Annotated in this window: 16 protein-coding genes; 6 read left to right on the forward strand and 10 right to left on the reverse strand. The window is 71.2% G+C overall.

Translation table 11 applies throughout. The features are described from left to right. Positions 1-49: 49 nt before the first annotated feature. Complete coding sequence (locus C1N81_RS20305; protein WP_394431108.1) at positions 50-592, forward strand: VanZ family protein; 543 nt, start codon at positions 50-52, stop codon at positions 590-592. A 93-nt stretch (positions 593-685) separates the two neighbouring features. Beyond that, a complete protein-coding gene (locus C1N81_RS20310; protein ID WP_394431110.1) occupies positions 686-886 on the forward strand; it encodes a PspC domain-containing protein in 201 nt (66 codons plus the stop codon). An 82-nt stretch (positions 887-968) separates the two neighbouring features. Here C1N81_RS20310 and C1N81_RS20315 read toward each other — a convergent pair whose 3' ends face one another. Together C1N81_RS20315 and C1N81_RS20320 are read right to left on the reverse strand one after the other, a co-directional pair. Continuing rightward, the gene (locus tag C1N81_RS20315; protein WP_394431111.1) at positions 969-1,331 is read right to left on the reverse strand and encodes an ATP-binding protein; all 363 of its coding nucleotides are present in this window, start codon (positions 1,329-1,331) and stop codon (positions 969-971) included. Positions 1,332-1,538: 207 nt separating this feature from the next. Further along, entirely contained in the window at positions 1,539-2,675 is a 1,137-nt protein-coding gene (locus tag C1N81_RS20320; protein WP_394431113.1) for an adenosine deaminase, read from the reverse strand. 124 nt (positions 2,676-2,799) lie between these two features. On the opposite strand from C1N81_RS20320, the gene C1N81_RS20325 reads away from it, so the two are divergent. Then, positions 2,800-3,558: an alpha/beta hydrolase gene (locus C1N81_RS20325; protein ID WP_394431115.1), complete on the forward strand. Its 759-nt coding sequence runs from the start codon at positions 2,800-2,802 to the stop codon at positions 3,556-3,558. Here the strand turns inward: C1N81_RS20325 and C1N81_RS20330 are convergent. Further along, positions 3,548-4,492 carry a LysR family transcriptional regulator gene (locus C1N81_RS20330; RefSeq protein WP_394431117.1) on the reverse strand — a complete coding sequence of 315 codons (945 nt, stop codon included), beginning with the start codon at positions 4,490-4,492 and terminating at the stop codon, positions 3,548-3,550. The two genes, C1N81_RS20325 and C1N81_RS20330, sit on opposite strands and share 11 nt — an antisense overlap. Positions 4,493-4,554: 62 nt before the next feature. On the opposite strand from C1N81_RS20330, the gene C1N81_RS20335 reads away from it, so the two are divergent. Next, positions 4,555-5,850, forward strand: coding sequence for an MFS transporter (locus tag C1N81_RS20335; protein WP_394431119.1), 1,296 nt, complete (start codon positions 4,555-4,557; stop codon positions 5,848-5,850). 149 nt (positions 5,851-5,999) lie between these two features. Beyond that, the gene (locus C1N81_RS20340) at positions 6,000-6,980 is read left to right on the forward strand and encodes a sigma-70 family RNA polymerase sigma factor (RefSeq protein WP_394431121.1); all 981 of its coding nucleotides are present in this window, start codon (positions 6,000-6,002) and stop codon (positions 6,978-6,980) included. On the opposite strand, the gene C1N81_RS20345 is transcribed toward C1N81_RS20340, so the two are convergent. Continuing rightward, a complete protein-coding gene (locus C1N81_RS20345; protein ID WP_394431123.1) occupies positions 6,888-7,334 on the reverse strand; it encodes an STAS domain-containing protein in 447 nt (148 codons plus the stop codon). The two genes, C1N81_RS20340 and C1N81_RS20345, sit on opposite strands and share 93 nt — an antisense overlap. A 127-nt stretch (positions 7,335-7,461) precedes the next feature. Between C1N81_RS20345 and C1N81_RS20350 the strand changes: the two genes are divergently transcribed. After that, complete coding sequence (locus tag C1N81_RS20350) at positions 7,462-8,394, forward strand: AEC family transporter (protein WP_394431125.1); 933 nt, start codon at positions 7,462-7,464, stop codon at positions 8,392-8,394. 2 nt (positions 8,395-8,396) lie between these two features. On the opposite strand, the gene C1N81_RS20355 is transcribed toward C1N81_RS20350, so the two are convergent. From C1N81_RS20355 to C1N81_RS20380, 6 genes are all read right to left on the reverse strand, one after another. After that, complete coding sequence (locus C1N81_RS20355; protein ID WP_394431127.1) at positions 8,397-8,987, reverse strand: Uma2 family endonuclease; 591 nt, start codon at positions 8,985-8,987, stop codon at positions 8,397-8,399. A gap of 95 nt (positions 8,988-9,082) precedes the next feature. Further along, positions 9,083-10,360, reverse strand: coding sequence for a thymidine phosphorylase (locus C1N81_RS20360; RefSeq protein WP_394431129.1), 1,278 nt, complete (start codon positions 10,358-10,360; stop codon positions 9,083-9,085). A 110-nt stretch (positions 10,361-10,470) separates the two neighbouring features. After that, entirely contained in the window at positions 10,471-10,869 is a 399-nt protein-coding gene (locus tag C1N81_RS20365; RefSeq protein ID WP_394431130.1) for a cytidine deaminase, read from the reverse strand. Next, entirely contained in the window at positions 10,866-12,134 is a 1,269-nt protein-coding gene (locus C1N81_RS20370) for an ABC transporter permease (RefSeq protein ID WP_394431134.1), read from the reverse strand. The genes C1N81_RS20365 and C1N81_RS20370 overlap by 4 nt, the downstream gene beginning before the upstream one ends. Next, complete coding sequence (locus C1N81_RS20375; RefSeq protein WP_394438081.1) at positions 12,134-13,258, reverse strand: ABC transporter permease; 1,125 nt, start codon at positions 13,256-13,258, stop codon at positions 12,134-12,136. Before C1N81_RS20375 ends, C1N81_RS20370 begins: the two co-directional genes overlap by 1 nt. Positions 13,259-13,263: 5 nt before the next feature. Then, positions 13,264-14,844, reverse strand: a complete 1,581-nt coding sequence (locus C1N81_RS20380) for an ABC transporter ATP-binding protein (protein ID WP_394438083.1) — start codon at positions 14,842-14,844, stop codon at positions 13,264-13,266. Between the last annotated feature and the right edge of the window lie 215 nt (positions 14,845-15,059).

Below are 15,059 nucleotides of genomic sequence, written 5' to 3' on the forward strand. Positions count from 1 at the left end.
TCGTGGGGTCCCCGGAACCGATCGTGCCACCGGGGGCGTCTACGGGGTCGTGCAGCGTCACAGCTCGGACGGTCACAGGGCCGTCATCCGCTTCCGTACGGCAGGGCTCGTCCTCCTGGCCGCGCATCTTCTTCTCGTCGCCTGGGTGACGCTGCGCCCCCTGGACGTGCCCTGGGTCAGCGCCGCGAACCTGCACCCGCTGGCCTCCATCCGGGCCGATCTGGCGCTCGGCTGGCGGCAGGGCGCCCGGTGCATCGCCACCGGTCTCGCGCTGCTCGCGCCGCTCGGTGTGCTGCTGCCCCTGGCGGGCGGCCGTCTGCACGTGTCCACCTGGGGTTCGCTGGTGCGCACGGTCGCGGCCGGGGCGCTGATCTCGCTCGGCATCGAGCTGCTGCAGACCGGGGTGCCAGGACAGGTCGTGAACATCGACTCGCTGCTGCTCAACACGGTGGGCGTGGCCCTCGCGCACGCCGCCGTGGTGCCCGCCCTGCGCGCCCGGCTCCGCCGCAGGGCCGAGCGCTCCCCCCTCCCCCAGCAGGAGCCGGCTCAGGGTCCGACCCCGACGATTCCCAGGGTCGGCGTAGCCCCGTGAGCCGATGCCTCGCCCTGCTCGCCGCCGTACCTTCGAATACGTAAGCACCACAACGTACGCACCACACGACGAAGGTTCGCGAAGGAGCCCACCATGACCGCCCTGGCCCGCCCCACCAACGGACGGATGATCGGCGGAGTGTGCGCAGCGCTGGCACGGCGCTTCGGCACCTCCGCGACCACGATGCGCGTGATCTTCCTGCTCTCGTGCCTGCTGCCCGGCCCGCAGTTCCTGCTCTACATCGCGCTGTGGGTGCTGCTGCCGAGCGAGAACAAGGCGCGCCAGGCCTGGTGACCCGGCGCGGTCCACGCAGCGGAGAAGGGGCGCACCCCGCGAGTTCGCGGGGTGCGCCCCTTCGTCGTGCGCCGCGCCGGGGTCAGCCGAGGGCGGGGAGGCCGCCGCCGACCGGGAGGCCCTCGGTGGGCAGCGAGTTGGTGGGCAGGCCGCCGAGCAGGTTGTTGACCGGGTCGCCGCCGTCGGTGAGCTTCTCCACGACGGGCTGGGCGGCGGTCAGGCCGTTGTTCACGGCGCTCTGCGCGCCGGCGAGGGCCTGGGGGCCGCCGGCGGGCAGCGAGCTGGTCAGCTGGTCGAGGGGGAGACCAGAGGTCAGGTCGGTGACGGTCCCTGCGACATCGGGCACGGCCGTGACAGCGGCGGCGTTCGCGGCACCGGCACCGGCGACGGCGAAGGCGGCACCGAGAGCGGCGACACCGAGGGTCTTGGCAGCAGACTGCTTCATGGGGTCCTTTGTTCCTTGTTCTGGGGGACGCGGTTCCGTTCCCGGCAAACACGCGAGATCACCCCGGAGTTACTACCGACCTCCACTCGGCACCCGCCGCCACCCTGCCGACCGTACGGGGAAACCGCAGGTCAGGCAGGAGAGGGAGCGGGGTCAACACGGGACGGCGACGACCCGTTCGCCGTCAACCCCGTGTTGACCTGACGCTTAACGGAAAAGCCACTCCGCGCGCAGTTCGGCGTAGCGCGGCTTGACGACGTCGTTGATCATCGCCAGGCGCTCGTCGAACGGGATGAAGGCCGATTTGAGGGCGTTCACGGTGAACCACTCGAAGTCGCTGAGGGTGTACCCGAACGCGTCGGCCAGGTGCTCGAACTCGCGGCTCATCGACGTACCGGACATGAGGCGGTTGTCCGTGTTGACGGTGACCCGGAACCGCAGCTCGCGCAGCAGCCCGATCGGGTGTTCGGCGTAGGAACTGGCGGCGCCGGTCTGCAGGTTGGACGTCGGGCACATCTCCAGCGGCACGCGCTTGTCCCGTACGTAGCTCGCGAGGCGGCCCAGTTCGACCGTGCCGTCGTCGGCGACCTGGATGTCGTCGATGATGCGCACGCCGTGGCCGAGGCGGTCGGCGCCGCACCACTGCAGGGCCTGCCAGATGGAGGGCAGGCCGAACGCCTCACCGGCGTGGATCGTGAAGTGGTTGTTCTCGCGCTTGAGGTACTCGAACGCGTCGAGGTGGCGGGTGGGAGGGTAGCCCGCCTCCGCGCCCGCGATGTCGAAGCCGACGACGCCCAGGTCGCGGTAGCGGTTGGCGAGTTCGGCGATCTCCAGCGCGCGGGCCGCGTGGCGCATGGCGGTGAGCAGGGCGCCGACACGGATGCGGTGCCCGTTCTCCTTCGCGCGGCGCTCGCCCTCGCGGAAGCCCTCGTTGACCGCCTCGACGACCTCTTCGAGGGTGAGGCCGGCCTCCAGGTGCTGCTCCGGCGCGTAACGGATCTCGGCGTAGACGACGCCGTCCTCGGCCAGGTCCTCGGCGCACTCGGCGGCGACGCGCACGAGGGCGTCGCGCGTCTGCATGACCGCGCAGGTGTGCGCGAACGTCTCCAGGTACCGCTCCAGGGACCCCGAGTCGGCGGCCTCGCGGAACCAGAGGCCGAGCTTGTCCGGGTCGGTCTCGGGCAGGTTCTCGTACCCCTGCTCGCGCGCGAGGTCGACGACCGTGCCGGGGCGCAGGCCGCCGTCGAGGTGGTCGTGCAGAAGGACCTTGGGGGCGCGGCGGATCTGCTCAGGGGTCGGAGCCTGAGGGCGGTCGGGGCGGGGCACGATGGGCTGGCTCGTCATTTCCGCACTCTAACTCCTACGCGCGTAGATCGCTCCGGTTCGGTGGAAGAAAGTGATCCGTCGATACGTAACAGTGACCCCACGGACGGGTGGCGTACATCGGTGGTTCTGACACTGTTCTGTCATGCAGCAGCAAGCGACGCCGGTCCGCGCGGCGAGGCTCGGCAAGGCGAACGGGCCCGTGCCCGGGGCGGTCGGCGGCGTGGTGCTGCTGCTGCCCGCGGGCGAGGAGACGTCCACGCGCAGACCCTTTCCGCTGGCGACGGCGGCCCTGCGGCCGCTCGCGCGCAGACTCACGCGCCGCGGCCGGGACGAGGGCCTGGTCACGCACGTCGTGCACTACCGCAGCCGCGGCTGGAACGGGGCGCAGGCCGAGACCGCGCGGGACGCCGAGTGGGCCGCCGACGAGGTGGTGCGCCGCTACGGCGACGTGCCGGTCTGCCTCATGGGCGTCGACATGGGCGGCCGGGCGGCCCTGCACGCGGGCGGGCACCCGGCCGTCGAGTCCGTGCTCGCGCTCGCCCCCTGGCTGCCCGAGGACGACGTCGCCCTGACCCCCGATCCGGTGAAACAGCTCGCGGGGCGGCGGGTGCTGATCGTGCACGGCACCGACGACCGGCGCACGGACCCCGAGTTGTCGTTCCGGTTCGCCGAGCGGGCGAAGAAGGCCAACCGGGATGTGTGCCGCTTCGAGGTGCACTCGGACGGGCACCGGCTCGCCCAGCACCGCTCCGAAGTGACCGCCCTGGCCGTGGACTTCGTGCTCGGCACCTTGTTCGGCCACCCGTTCTCGCGGCCGTTGCAGGACGCCCTCGCGGCGCCGCCGCCGCTGGGGCTGCGGATGCCACTGGCCTCCGGGTTCGGCGAATCGCTCAACCAATAGGCGCGTCGGACTCCGGGAGCAGCTTGCCGCGCCTGGAGAGCAGGAACTGTTTGAACGCCGCCACCGGAGGCGTGTCCGGATGCCCTTCCAGCCAGGCCACGCCGATCTCGCGGACCGCGCGCTGCCCGGTGACCGTCAGCTCGACAACCCCCGGACGCGGTACGGCCGGTGGCGGCAGGAGCGCCACACCGAGGCCCGCCGCGACGAGGCCGCGCAGCGTCTCCGCCTCCTCCCCCTCGAAGGCGACGCGGGGCGTGAAGCCCGCCTCCGCGCACAGGTCGTCGGTGATGCGGCGCAGGCCGTAGCCGGGTTCGAGCGTCACGAAGGACTCGTCGGCGGTCTCCGCGAGCCGGATCCGCTTGCGCCCGGCGAGCCGGTGGTCCTCGGGGACGACCAGCCGCAGCCGCTGCTCGTCCAGGCGACGGGCGACGAGCCCCGGGGCGTCCGGCACGGGCGAGGTGAGGCAGAGATCGAGCTCGCCCGCGCGCAGCCGCTCCAGCATGGCCTCGCCGTAGTTCTGGACGAGGCTGAAGCGAATGCGCGGGTGGTCCGCGCGGAAGGCGCGGAGCAGGCCGGGCACCGTTTCCGTGCCCATGGTGTGCAGGAAGCCGAAGGCGACCTTCCCCGACTCGGGATCGGCGTCGGCGCGTACGGACTCGGCGGCCTTCTCCACCTTACCGAGCGCGCGCTCGACCGACGTGAGGAAGGTGCGGCCCGCCGGGGTCAGGGAGACGGTGCGGCCGTGACGGGCGAACAGGTCGACGCCGAGGTCCTTCTCGAGCCGCACCATGGCGCGCGACAGCGTCGACTGCGGGACCTGCATCTCGTGCGCCGCGCGCGTGACGTGCTCGGTGCGGGCGACCCCGGCGAAGTAGGCGAGGCGGGGCGCGAGGAGCCGCACGATGTCCTCGTCCTGGCTGCGCTGATGCTCCATGGGAACGATTATGGGGCGTTCATGCATTGGACGCATGAATCACGGCGTCCTACGGTGCTTGCATGCCTGCTGCCAGTAGCCGGGCGGCCGCCTCCGTGGACGCGGTCGCCGACGGGACCGACATCTCCTGCGGTGATACGCGGATGACCCCGGGCGGGCCCGGCTACCGCCGCATGAGCCTCGCCCTCTTCCTCGCCGGTGTCGCCACCTTCGCCCTGCTCTACTCCACGCAGGCGCTGCTCCCCCTCGTCTCCGGCGGCTTCGGGGCGAGCGCGAGCGCGGCGAGCTGGACGGTCTCCGGGGCGACGGGCGCGCTCGCGCTGTGCGTGCTGCCGCTGAGCGCCCTGTCCGAGCGGTTCGGCCGGCGCACCCTGATGACGGCGTCCCTGACGGTGGCCGTCACGGTCGGTCTGCTGGTCCCCTTCGCGCCGAACCTGGGCGTACTGATCGCCCTGCGCGTGCTGCAAGGCGCGGCCCTCGCCGGTCTGCCCGCCTCCGCGATGGCCTACCTCGCCGAGGAAGTACGGCCGAAGGCCCTGGTCGGCGCGATCGGCCTGTTCGTCGCGGGCAACTCCATCGGCGGCATGAGCGGCCGGGTCATCGGCGGCTGGATCGCGCAGGAGTGGGGCTGGCGCGCGGCCGTCGGCACGATCGGCGTGCTCGCCGTGGCCTGCGCCGTCGCGTTCCGGCTGCTGCTCCCGGAGCCGCGCCACTTCACCCCGGGCTCGCTGCGGCCCCGCGCCCTGGCCAGGACGGTCGGCGACCACCTCGGCAACCCGCTGCTCCGCCGCCTGTACGTGATCGGCGCACTGTTCATGCTGGTCTTCGGCGCGGTCTACACGGTGATCGGCTACCGGCTCACCGCCGCCCCGTTCTCCCTGCCGCAGGGCATCGTCGGCTCGATCTTCCTCGTCTACCTCGTCGGTACGGTCTCGTCGGCGGCGGCAGGGCGCCTTGTCGCGCGGCTCGGGCGGCGCGGAACGCTCTACCTTGCGGCGGGCACGACGACGGCGGGGCTGGCCCTCGCGCTCGTCCCGCACCTCCTCGTCGTGCTGCTCGGTCTGGTCCTGATCACGGCGGGCTTCTTCGCCGGGCACGCCACGGCGTCGTCGTCCGTCAGCCACACCGCGACGCACGGCCGGGCGCAGGCGTCCGCCCTGTACCAGTCCGCGTACTACATCGGCTCCAGCGTCGGCTCGGCCGTCGGCGCCGTCGCCTTCCACGCGGGCGGCTGGGCGGGCACGGTCGGCCTGGGCGTCGTCGCCGTGCTCGGCGTCGTGACGGTCACGCTGTGGGGCTCGTACGCGGCACGGGTCCAGGGCCGCCGTGCGGCGGCGGGAACGGCCGCCGCACACTGACCGCCACCTGACGTCCGCCCCAGGGGTTTCGTCAACTCCCCCCTGACCTGCGCTTATCGCCGGTCCGGGGGCCGTTGTCAGTGGGCTGCGGTAGCTTGCGGAGTGCTGGGGCTCACAGCGATTCACAGCGGCGATGGGGGCGTTGGACGATGAGCGACACTGCGACGAAGGCCGAACTGGACGACCTGGAGAAGTACCGGGTCGAGCTGACGGGGTACTGCTACCGGATGCTGGGCTCGGCGTTCGAGGCCGAGGACGCCGTGCAGGACACGATGGTGCGGGCCTGGCGCAGCTTCGCCACGTTCGAGGGCCGCTCCTCGCTGCGTTCCTGGCTGTACCGCATCGCGACGAACGTGTGCCTGGACTCCCTCCAGGCGGGCAACAAGCGGGCGAGGCCGATGGACCTGACGGCGGCGGCGCCGCTCGCGCAGGCCGCGCTGACGCCGCGCCCGGACAATGTGTGGCTGGAGCCGATGCCGGACGCGCGCGTCCTGCCCACGGTTCACGACCCGGCGGAGGCCGCGGTGGCCAAGGAATCGGTGCGGCTGGCGTTCGTCGCCGCCCTGCAGCAACTGCCCGCCAAGCAGCGGGCGGTGCTGATCCTGCGCGAGGTCCTCGCGTGGAAGGCGAGCGAGGTCGCCGAGCTGCTCGACACGTCGGTGGCGTCGGTCAACAGCGCGCTCCAGCGGGCGCGGGCCACGCTCGCGGACGCGCCGCCCGCCGACTCGGCGACGGCGGACACGCTGGACGAGGAGCAGCAGAAGCTCCTCGCCCGCTATGTCGCGGCCTTCGAGGGCTACGACATGAAGGCCCTCACCGCGCTCCTCGCCGAGGACGCCGTCATGACGATGCCGCCGTTCGACCTGTGGCTGCGCGGCGCGGACGACATCACGGGCTTCATGACGACGATCGGGCACGAGTGCGCGGGCTCGCGGCTGCTCCCGGTGTCGGCGAACGGGACACCGGCGTTCGCCCACTACAAGCCGGACCCGGACAGCGGCGGGTTCGTGCCGTGGGCGATCCAGGTCCTGGAGATCTCAGAGGGCCGGATCGCCGGTTTCCACTGCTTCCTGGACCTCAGCAAGCGATGGTTCCCGCTGTTCGGCGTTCCGGAGCGGCTGCCCGCCTGAGCCGTCCGAACCGCCTGAAACGCCTGAGCCGTCCGATCCCTCGGTGGCCTTGGTGGCCTCCAGGCCCAGCGCGTCGGCCAGCCCGGAGAGCCGGAGCAGCAGGGCGAGGGCGGGGGACGGATCGCGCAACCGGATCCGGCCGCCGGCCCGCCGTGCGGCGAGCTGCATCCGGGCCAGCGCGTCGACGGTGACGAAGTCGGTGCTGGTGACGCCCGAGACGTCACAGACGACGGTCGGCTCGCGGCCCGGGGCCCGGTCGCGGGCGGCGCGGACGCGGTCGCACAGGGCGGCGGCGTCGCCGGGGCGGATCGGCCCGGCGATCGTCACGACGGGAGGGGTCGAGGAAGCGGCCATGCAGAGAAGGACCGCGCGTCCGGCCGGAATTCATCGCCGCCGACGCGGGGCGCGGTGGCGTGGGCTGGGTCACGTTGCGTCGGATCGACGTTGACCTGCGGTTACTCCGCGTCCGAGGGTGGAGCCCGTGCAAGGGGTTCTGAACGGTTTCGCGGTCATCGCCATCGTCATCGCGGTCGGCTATCTCATCGGGCGGCGCGGTTATCTGGGCGAGGGCGGCCGTGAGGTCCTGACGAGACTGGCCTTCCACGTGGCCACCCCGGCGCTCCTCTTCACAATGCTGTCCACGGCGGACCTGTCCCTGATCCTGTCGCCGAGCCTGCTCGTCACGGCGCTGTCCACGGCCGCGATGGCCGGGGTCTTCGTGGTGGTGGGGGTCGTACGCGGCTGGGGTGCCGGCCGGACGACGGTCGGCGCGCTGTGCTCGTCGTACGTGAACGCGGGGAACCTCGGCATCCCGATCGCCGTGTACGTGCTCGGTGACGCGTCGCTGGTGGCGCCGGTGCTGCTCTTCCAGCAGATCATCGTGGGGCCGGTGGCGCTGACGATCCTGGACCTCGCGGAGTCGGAGTCGTCGGGGACGCGGCAGTCCTGGGGGCAGCGGCTCCTGACCCCGTTCCGCAACCCGATCGCGATCGGGGCGCTGTCCGGCGTCCTGGTGTCGGCGACGGGCTTCACCGTCCCCTCCCCCGTGCTCGACCCGCTGGAGCTGATCGGCAACATGTCGGTCCCGGCGATCCTCATCGCGTTCGGCATATCGCTGTGCGGAAGCGCCTGGCCGGGCGGACGCGGCGCGGACCGCGTACCGGTGCTTCTCTCGACGGCCCTGAAGGCGGTGGGCCAGCCGTTCGCGGCCTGGGCGTTGGCCTCGCTCGTCTTCGGCCTGCGCGGAGAACGTCTCCTGGACGTGGTGGTGACCTCGGCACTCCCGGCGGCCCAGAACCTCTACACGTACGCGAGCCGCTACAGGGTGGCCGAGCGCCTGGCCCGTGAGTCGATCCTGCTGTCGACGATGGCCTCGGTGCCGGTGCTGGTCGTGGTGGCGGCGCTGCTGGGGTGACCTCAGTCGTTGAGAGGCAGCACCTTCGTGTCGAGGGTGATCTCGAAGGGGGCCGGGAGGGGCAGCTCCTCGCCGTACTCCACCGACGCGAGGACGCGGTAGGTGCCGTGGGACGGATCACCGTAGAGGGTCGCTGTGGGCCTGCCCTTGAGCCACGGGTCCAGGAGCAGGTACAGCCGCACGCCCGCCTTCGCGTAACCGTGGGCCTTCTTGATCCTGTCGTGGTTGGCGTTGCTCCGCGAGGTGATCTCGACGACCAGCTCGGCTTCGGCGGCCTGGACGCGTCGGCGTTCACGCAGCGCCGTCCGCGGGACGATGCACAGGTCGGGGATATAGAGGCCTGCCGCGTCGGCGGCTAGCAAGCCCAGGGTCTGATAGATCCCGTATTCCTCCGGGACGACCTGATAGAGAAGGCGCTGAAGCAGCTCAGCGGCGTCATTGTGCTCTTCGGACGGTGGCGGTGCCAAGGTGACGATCCCCTCGATGATCTCCACCTTGCAGCCCTCGGGAGCGTCCGTCTCCTCCCAGATACGGACGATCTCGTCCCAGCCGGAACCCTCGGCGGGCTCTGGCTCGACGGCGAGTGCGCTCATGGCGGTGCTCCAATCGGTCGTCACCGATACCAGCATGCCGAACGGGACCGGTGCGGGTCCACCGATCCCGTTCACCCGAATGGGAAAGCTGCAGGTCAGCCGATACGTTCCAGCACGATCGGGCCCGCCGCGAACTCCGTCCCCGGCGCCGCGATGTCGTACGCCCCCTCCACCGACTCAAGCGCGTACGCGAACCGCTCGGGCGTGTCCGTGTGCAGGGTGAGCAGGGGCTGGCCCGCGGTCACCTCGTCGCCGGGCTTGGCGTGGAGTTCGATGCCGGCCGCCGCCTGGACCGGGTCCTCCTTGCGGGAGCGGCCCGCGCCGAGGCGCCAGGCGGCGAGGCCGACGCCCATCGCGTCGAGGCGGGTGAGGACGCCGGAGGACGGGGCCGTGACGACGTGGGTCTCGCGGGCCGTGGGGAGCGCCGCGTCCGGGTCGCCGCCCTGGGCCGCGATCATCCGGCGCCAGGCGTCCATCGCGGAGCCGTCGGCGAGGGCCTTCGCCGGGTCGGCGTCCTTGAGGCCCGCCGCGTCAAGCATTTCGCGGGCGAGGGCGAGGGTCAGCTCGACGACGTCCACCGGGCCGCCGCCCGCCAACACCTCGACGGACTCGCGGACTTCGAGCGCGTTGCCCGCGGTGCGGCCGAGCGGGGTGTTCATGTCCGTCAGCAGGGCGACGGTCGGCAGGCCGTGGTCGGCGCCGAGCCCGACCATCGTGCGGGCCAGTTCGCGGGCCTGCTCCAGCTCCCGCATGAACGCGCCGGTGCCGACCTTCACGTCCAGGACGAGGGAGCCCGTCCCCTCCGCGATCTTCTTCGACATGATCGACGAGGCGATCAGCGGGATGCACTCCACGGTCGCGGTGACGTCACGCAGCGCGTAGAGCTTCTTGTCGGCGGGGGCGAGCCCGCTGCCGGGGGCGCAGATGACGGCGCCGACGTCCTCCAGGGTGCGCATCATCTCCTCATTGGAGATGTTCGCGCGCCAGCCGGGGATGGACTCCAGCTTGTCGAGGGTGCCGCCGGTGTGGCCGAGGCCCCGGCCGGAGAGCTGCGGCACGGCCGCGCCGCACGCCGCGACCAGCGGGGCGAGCGGCAGGGTGATCTTGTCGCCGACGCCGCCCGTGGAGTGCTTGTCGGCGGCGGGGCGGGGAAGGACCGAGAAGTCCATCCGCTCGCCCGAGTTGATCATCGCAGCCGTCCAGCGGGCGATCTCGGCGCGGTCCATGCCGTTCAGGAAGATCGCCATGGCCAGGGCCGACATCTGCTCGTCGGCGACCTCGCCGCGCGTGTAGGCGTCGACGACCCAGTCGATCTGCGCGTCACTGAGCCGCCCGCGGTCCCGCTTCGTACGGATGACGGAGATGACGTCCATGGCACTTCCTCCCGGTAGCGGACCTACAACATAGGTACGAGCGCCGACTCTACGCGCATAGAACCGGCTGATGAAGAGGGCCCCGCCAACTCGGCGGGGCCCTCCACGAGTTACTGCTGATCAAGGTGCTCCGGGCCGAACGCGTCCGGCAGCATCTCGCCCAGCGGGCGCACCCCCGACGCGGTCTCCAGGAGCAGCTCCCGGCCGCCGAACTCGTACAGGAGCTGGCGGCAGCGGCCGCACGGCATGAGGATCTCGCCCTTGCCGTCGACGCAGGTGAAGTGCGTCAGCCGGCCGCCGCCGGTCGCCTGGAGCTGGGAGACGAGGCCGCACTCGGCGCACAGGCCGAGCCCGTACGAGGCGTTCTCGACATTGCAGCCGGTGACCGTGCGGCCGTCGTCGACGAGGGCCGCCGCGCCGACCGGGAAGCCCGAGTACGGCGCGTACGCGGTCGCCATGGCCGCGCGGGCGGCCTCCCGAAGCCCGGCCCAGTCGATCGCGGAGGTCACGCGCCCTGCCCCTTCCGGTACGGCTGGCCGTCCGCCTTCGGCATCCGCAGGCGCTGGGCCGAGAAGGAGAGGACGAGCAGCGTGACGACGTACGGCGTGGCGGTGACGAGCTGCGTCGGGACGTCGTCGGTGGTGGCGTACCAGGCTGCCATGCCCGCGGCGGCGACGGCGCAGACGACACCGGCGATGTACTTCTTCTTGACGACCATCCACACGGCGCCGATCACCAGGAGCAGGGCGACGAGCAGGAGGAGCGCGTGGACGTTCTCCGTGCCGCCGCGCAACTTGAGGCTGTCGGTGTAGCCGAACAGCCCTGCGCCGAGGGCGAGGCCGCCCGGCATCCAGTTGCCGAAGATCATCGCGGCGAGACCGATGTAGCCCTTACCGGCGGTCTGCCCCTCCAGGTAGAAGGGGTTGGCGACGATCGAGAGGAACGCGCCGCCGAGTCCGGCGAGGCCGCCGGAGATGATCACGGCCAGGTACTTGTACTTGATCACGTTGACGCCGAGCGACTCGGCCGCGACCGGGTTCTCGCCGCAGGAGCGCAGGCGCAGGCCGAACGCGGTGCGCCAGAGCACCCACCAGGTGAACGGGATCAGCGCGACCGCGATGAGCGTCAGCGGCGAGAGGTTCGTGACCAGGCCGCCGAGGAGCCCCGCGATGTCCGAGATGAAGAACCAGTGCTTCTCGTTCAGGGTCGTCAGCCAGTCGGAGAGACCGGGAACCGTGATCGTGCCGAGCGAGTCGACCGGCGGGGACTGCTTGGTCGTGCCGCCCTCGACGCCCTCGAACGTGAAGTTGGAGAGGTAGCGGGTGACGCCGAGCGCGAGGATGTTGATCGCCACACCGGAGACGATGTGGTTCACGTTGAAGGTGACCGTGACGACCGCGTGGAGCAGGCCGCCGAGCGCGCCGCCGATGATGCCGACGAGCACACCGACCCACGGGCCCCACTGGTAACCGGCCCAGGCGCCGAACCAGGTGCCCAGGATCAGCATGCCTTCGAGGCCGATGTTGACCACGCCCGCGCGCTCGGCCCACAGGCCGCCGAGACCGGCGAGGCCGATCGGCACGGCGAGCTGGAGGGCCGTCGCCATCTGGCTGACGTTGGTGATCCCGTTCGCGTCGGTGACGAGGCGGACGAGGGAGGTGAGTGCCAGGACGCCCGCGATGACGAGCATCAGGACCGGCAGGGAGAGCTTGGTGCGGCCGCCCTTGGCGGGCGGCGACGCGGGCTTCTTGTCGAGGACCGTAGCCGTGCTCATCAGGCAGCGACCTCCTTCTTGAGTTCGCTGGTGTTCTCACCGGCTGCGGCGGCGAGTTCGATGCCGACCCGGCGCTGCTGGCGGCGCTGGCCCCAGACCCGTACGGCCTCGTAGGAGACGACGACCGCGATGGTGATGATGCCCTGCATGATCACCGCGATCTCCTTGTCGTAGCCGCGCAGGTCGAGTTCCTGCGAGGCCTTCTCCAGCCAGGAGATGAGGAGCGCGGCGAAGGCGATGCCGACCGGCGAGTTACGGCCGAGCAGGGCGATGGTGATGCCCTGGAAGCCGATCGTGGTCGGGAACGTGAGGGAGTAGGTGTGCGTGTCGCCCAGCAGCAGGGGCAGCCCGGCCAGACCCGCCAGCGCGCCCGAGACGAGCATCGCGGTCAGCACCATGCGCTTGGCGTCGACGCCCGACGCCGCGGCGGCCGACTCCGAGGCGCCGGTTGCGCGCAGGTCGAAGCCGAAGCGGGTGCGGTTGAGGACGAACCAGTAGGCGACACCGAGCAGGGCGGCGATGACGACGAAGCCGTAGATCTCGCCGACGCCCTCGCCCATGTTGATGCCGGGGAACCAGCCGGACTCGTGCATGATGCCGGTCGTCTTGTTGTTGCCGACCTGCACGCCGAAGACCTCGGGCAGGTACAGGTAGCCGATCACGCTGGACGCGATCGAGTTCAGCATGATCGTCGCGACGACCTCGCTGACGCCGCGCGTGACCTTCAGGATGCCCGCGATACCGGCCCACATGGCGCCGGTCAGCATGGCGACCAGGATCAGCAGCGGGATCTGCGCGAAGCCCGGCAGGGCCACCTTCGCGCCGACGATCGCGGCGACGACGGCGGCGAGCCGGTACTGGCCGTCCACACCGATGTTGAAGAGGTTCATGCGGAAGCCGATGGCGACCGCGAGCGCGGCGAGGTAGTACATGCCGGCCTGGTTGATGATCAGGACCTGCACGTCCGAGAACGTCGCCTGCTCGAACATGATGCTGTACGGCTCGATCGGGGACTTGCCCGAGGCGAGCAGCACGATGGAGGTCAGCACCACGGCGGTGAGGAGCGCGATGACCGGCCCCGAGACGCCGAGGAGCAGCCGCTCCTTGTCGAACTTGTTCTTCATGGCCATCAGGACTCGTCCTTCGACTGCCGCGCCGCGTCCGCTGCCGCTGCTTCTTCTACGTGTTCCAGGTGGCCGGAGGCCGCGCCCGTCATCGCCGAACCCAGCTCCTCCGGGGTGATCGTGGCCGGGTCGGCGTCGGCGACGAGCCGCCCGCGGTAGATCACGCGGAGGGTGTCGGACAGGCCGATCAGCTCGTCCAGGTCGGCCGAGATGAGGAGCACGGCCAGGCCCTCGCGGCGCGCCTCGCGGATCTGGTCCCAGATCTGCGCCTGCGCGCCGACGTCCACACCGCGCGTCGGGTGCGCGGCGATGAGGAAGCGGGGCTTGTGGCTCATCTCGCGGCCGACGATCAGCTTCTGCTGGTTGCCGCCGGACAGGGAGGCGGCGGTGACGTCGATGCCGGGGGTGCGGACGTCGTACTCCTCGACGATGCGGCGGGTGTCCGCCTGCGCCGCCTTGAGGTCGAGCAGGACGCCGCGCGCGTTCGGCTTCTCGGTGACGTGACCGAGGATGCGGTTCTCCCACAGCGGGGAGTCCAGGAGCAGGCCGTGGCGGTGGCGGTCCTCGGGGATGTAGCCGACGCCCTGCTCGCGGCGCTTGCGGGTGGCCCAGGAGGTGATCTCCTCGGCCTCCAGCTGGATGGTGCCGGAGTCGGCGTGGGCGAGGCCGATGAGCGCGTCGATGAGCTCGGTCTGGCCGTTGCCCTCGACGCCCGCGAGGCCGAGGACCTCACCGGCGTGGATGGTGAAGGAGATGTCGTCGAGCAGCGGACGCCCGCCCTCGGCGTCGAGCCGCAGGCCCTCGACCGTGAGGACCGGGCGGTCGGTGACCGTGGACTCGGCGGTCTCGGGGGTCGGCAGCTCGCTGCCCACCATCAGCTCGGCGAGCTGGCGGGGCGTCGTCTCGGCGGGGACGGCCGTGCCGACCGTCGTGCCGCGCCGGATGACGGTGATCTCGTCGGCCACGGAGAGGACTTCGCCGAGCTTGTGCGAGATGAAGATGACGGACAGACCCTCGGCCTTGAGCTCGCGCAGGTTGTCGAAGAGCGCGTCGACCTCCTGCGGGACGAGCACGGCGGTCGGCTCGTCGAGGATGAGGGTCGTGGCGCCGCGGTAGAGGACCTTGAGGATCTCCACGCGCTGGCGGTCGGCGACGCCGAGGTCCTCGACGAGGACGTCCGGGCGCACGTTCAAGTGGTAGCGCTCGGATATTTCGACGATCTTGCGGCGGGCGCGGCCCGCGATCCCGTACAGCTTCTCGCTGCCGAGCACCACGTTCTCCAGGACCGTGAGGTTGTCGGCGAGCATGAAGTGCTGGTGGACCATGCCGATGCCGCGCGCGATGGCGTCGGCGGGCGAGGCGTAGCTGACGGCTTCGCCGTCGATCGCGATGGTGCCCTCGTCCGGCTTCTGCATGCCGTAGAGGATCTTCATCAGCGTCGACTTCCCCGCACCGTTCTCACCGACGAGGGCGTGCACGGTGCCCTTGTGGACGGTGAGGTGGATGTCGTGGTTGGCGACGACGCCGGGGAAGCGTTTGGTGATGCCGGTCAGTTCGACGGCCGGCGGGCTGCTGGACGCGTTGATGGCGCACTCTCCTGAGAGATGGGGGCCTTCTACACGCGTAGAGCCCCTACGGCAGTACGAAGTGGACGCGAGTCGGTCATTTCGGTCGCATCGCCGGGGAGTCGCATGGTCTGTACCGCCCATGTGCTCTGTGCGATGCGCCCGGTGCGGGGCCCCGCCCCGCCGCGAACGGGGTGCGGTCGCGTCCCGTGTCCGAGACTCGCCGCACCCCGTTT

It is taken from the genome of Streptomyces sp. SGAir0957 (assembly GCF_043523415.1).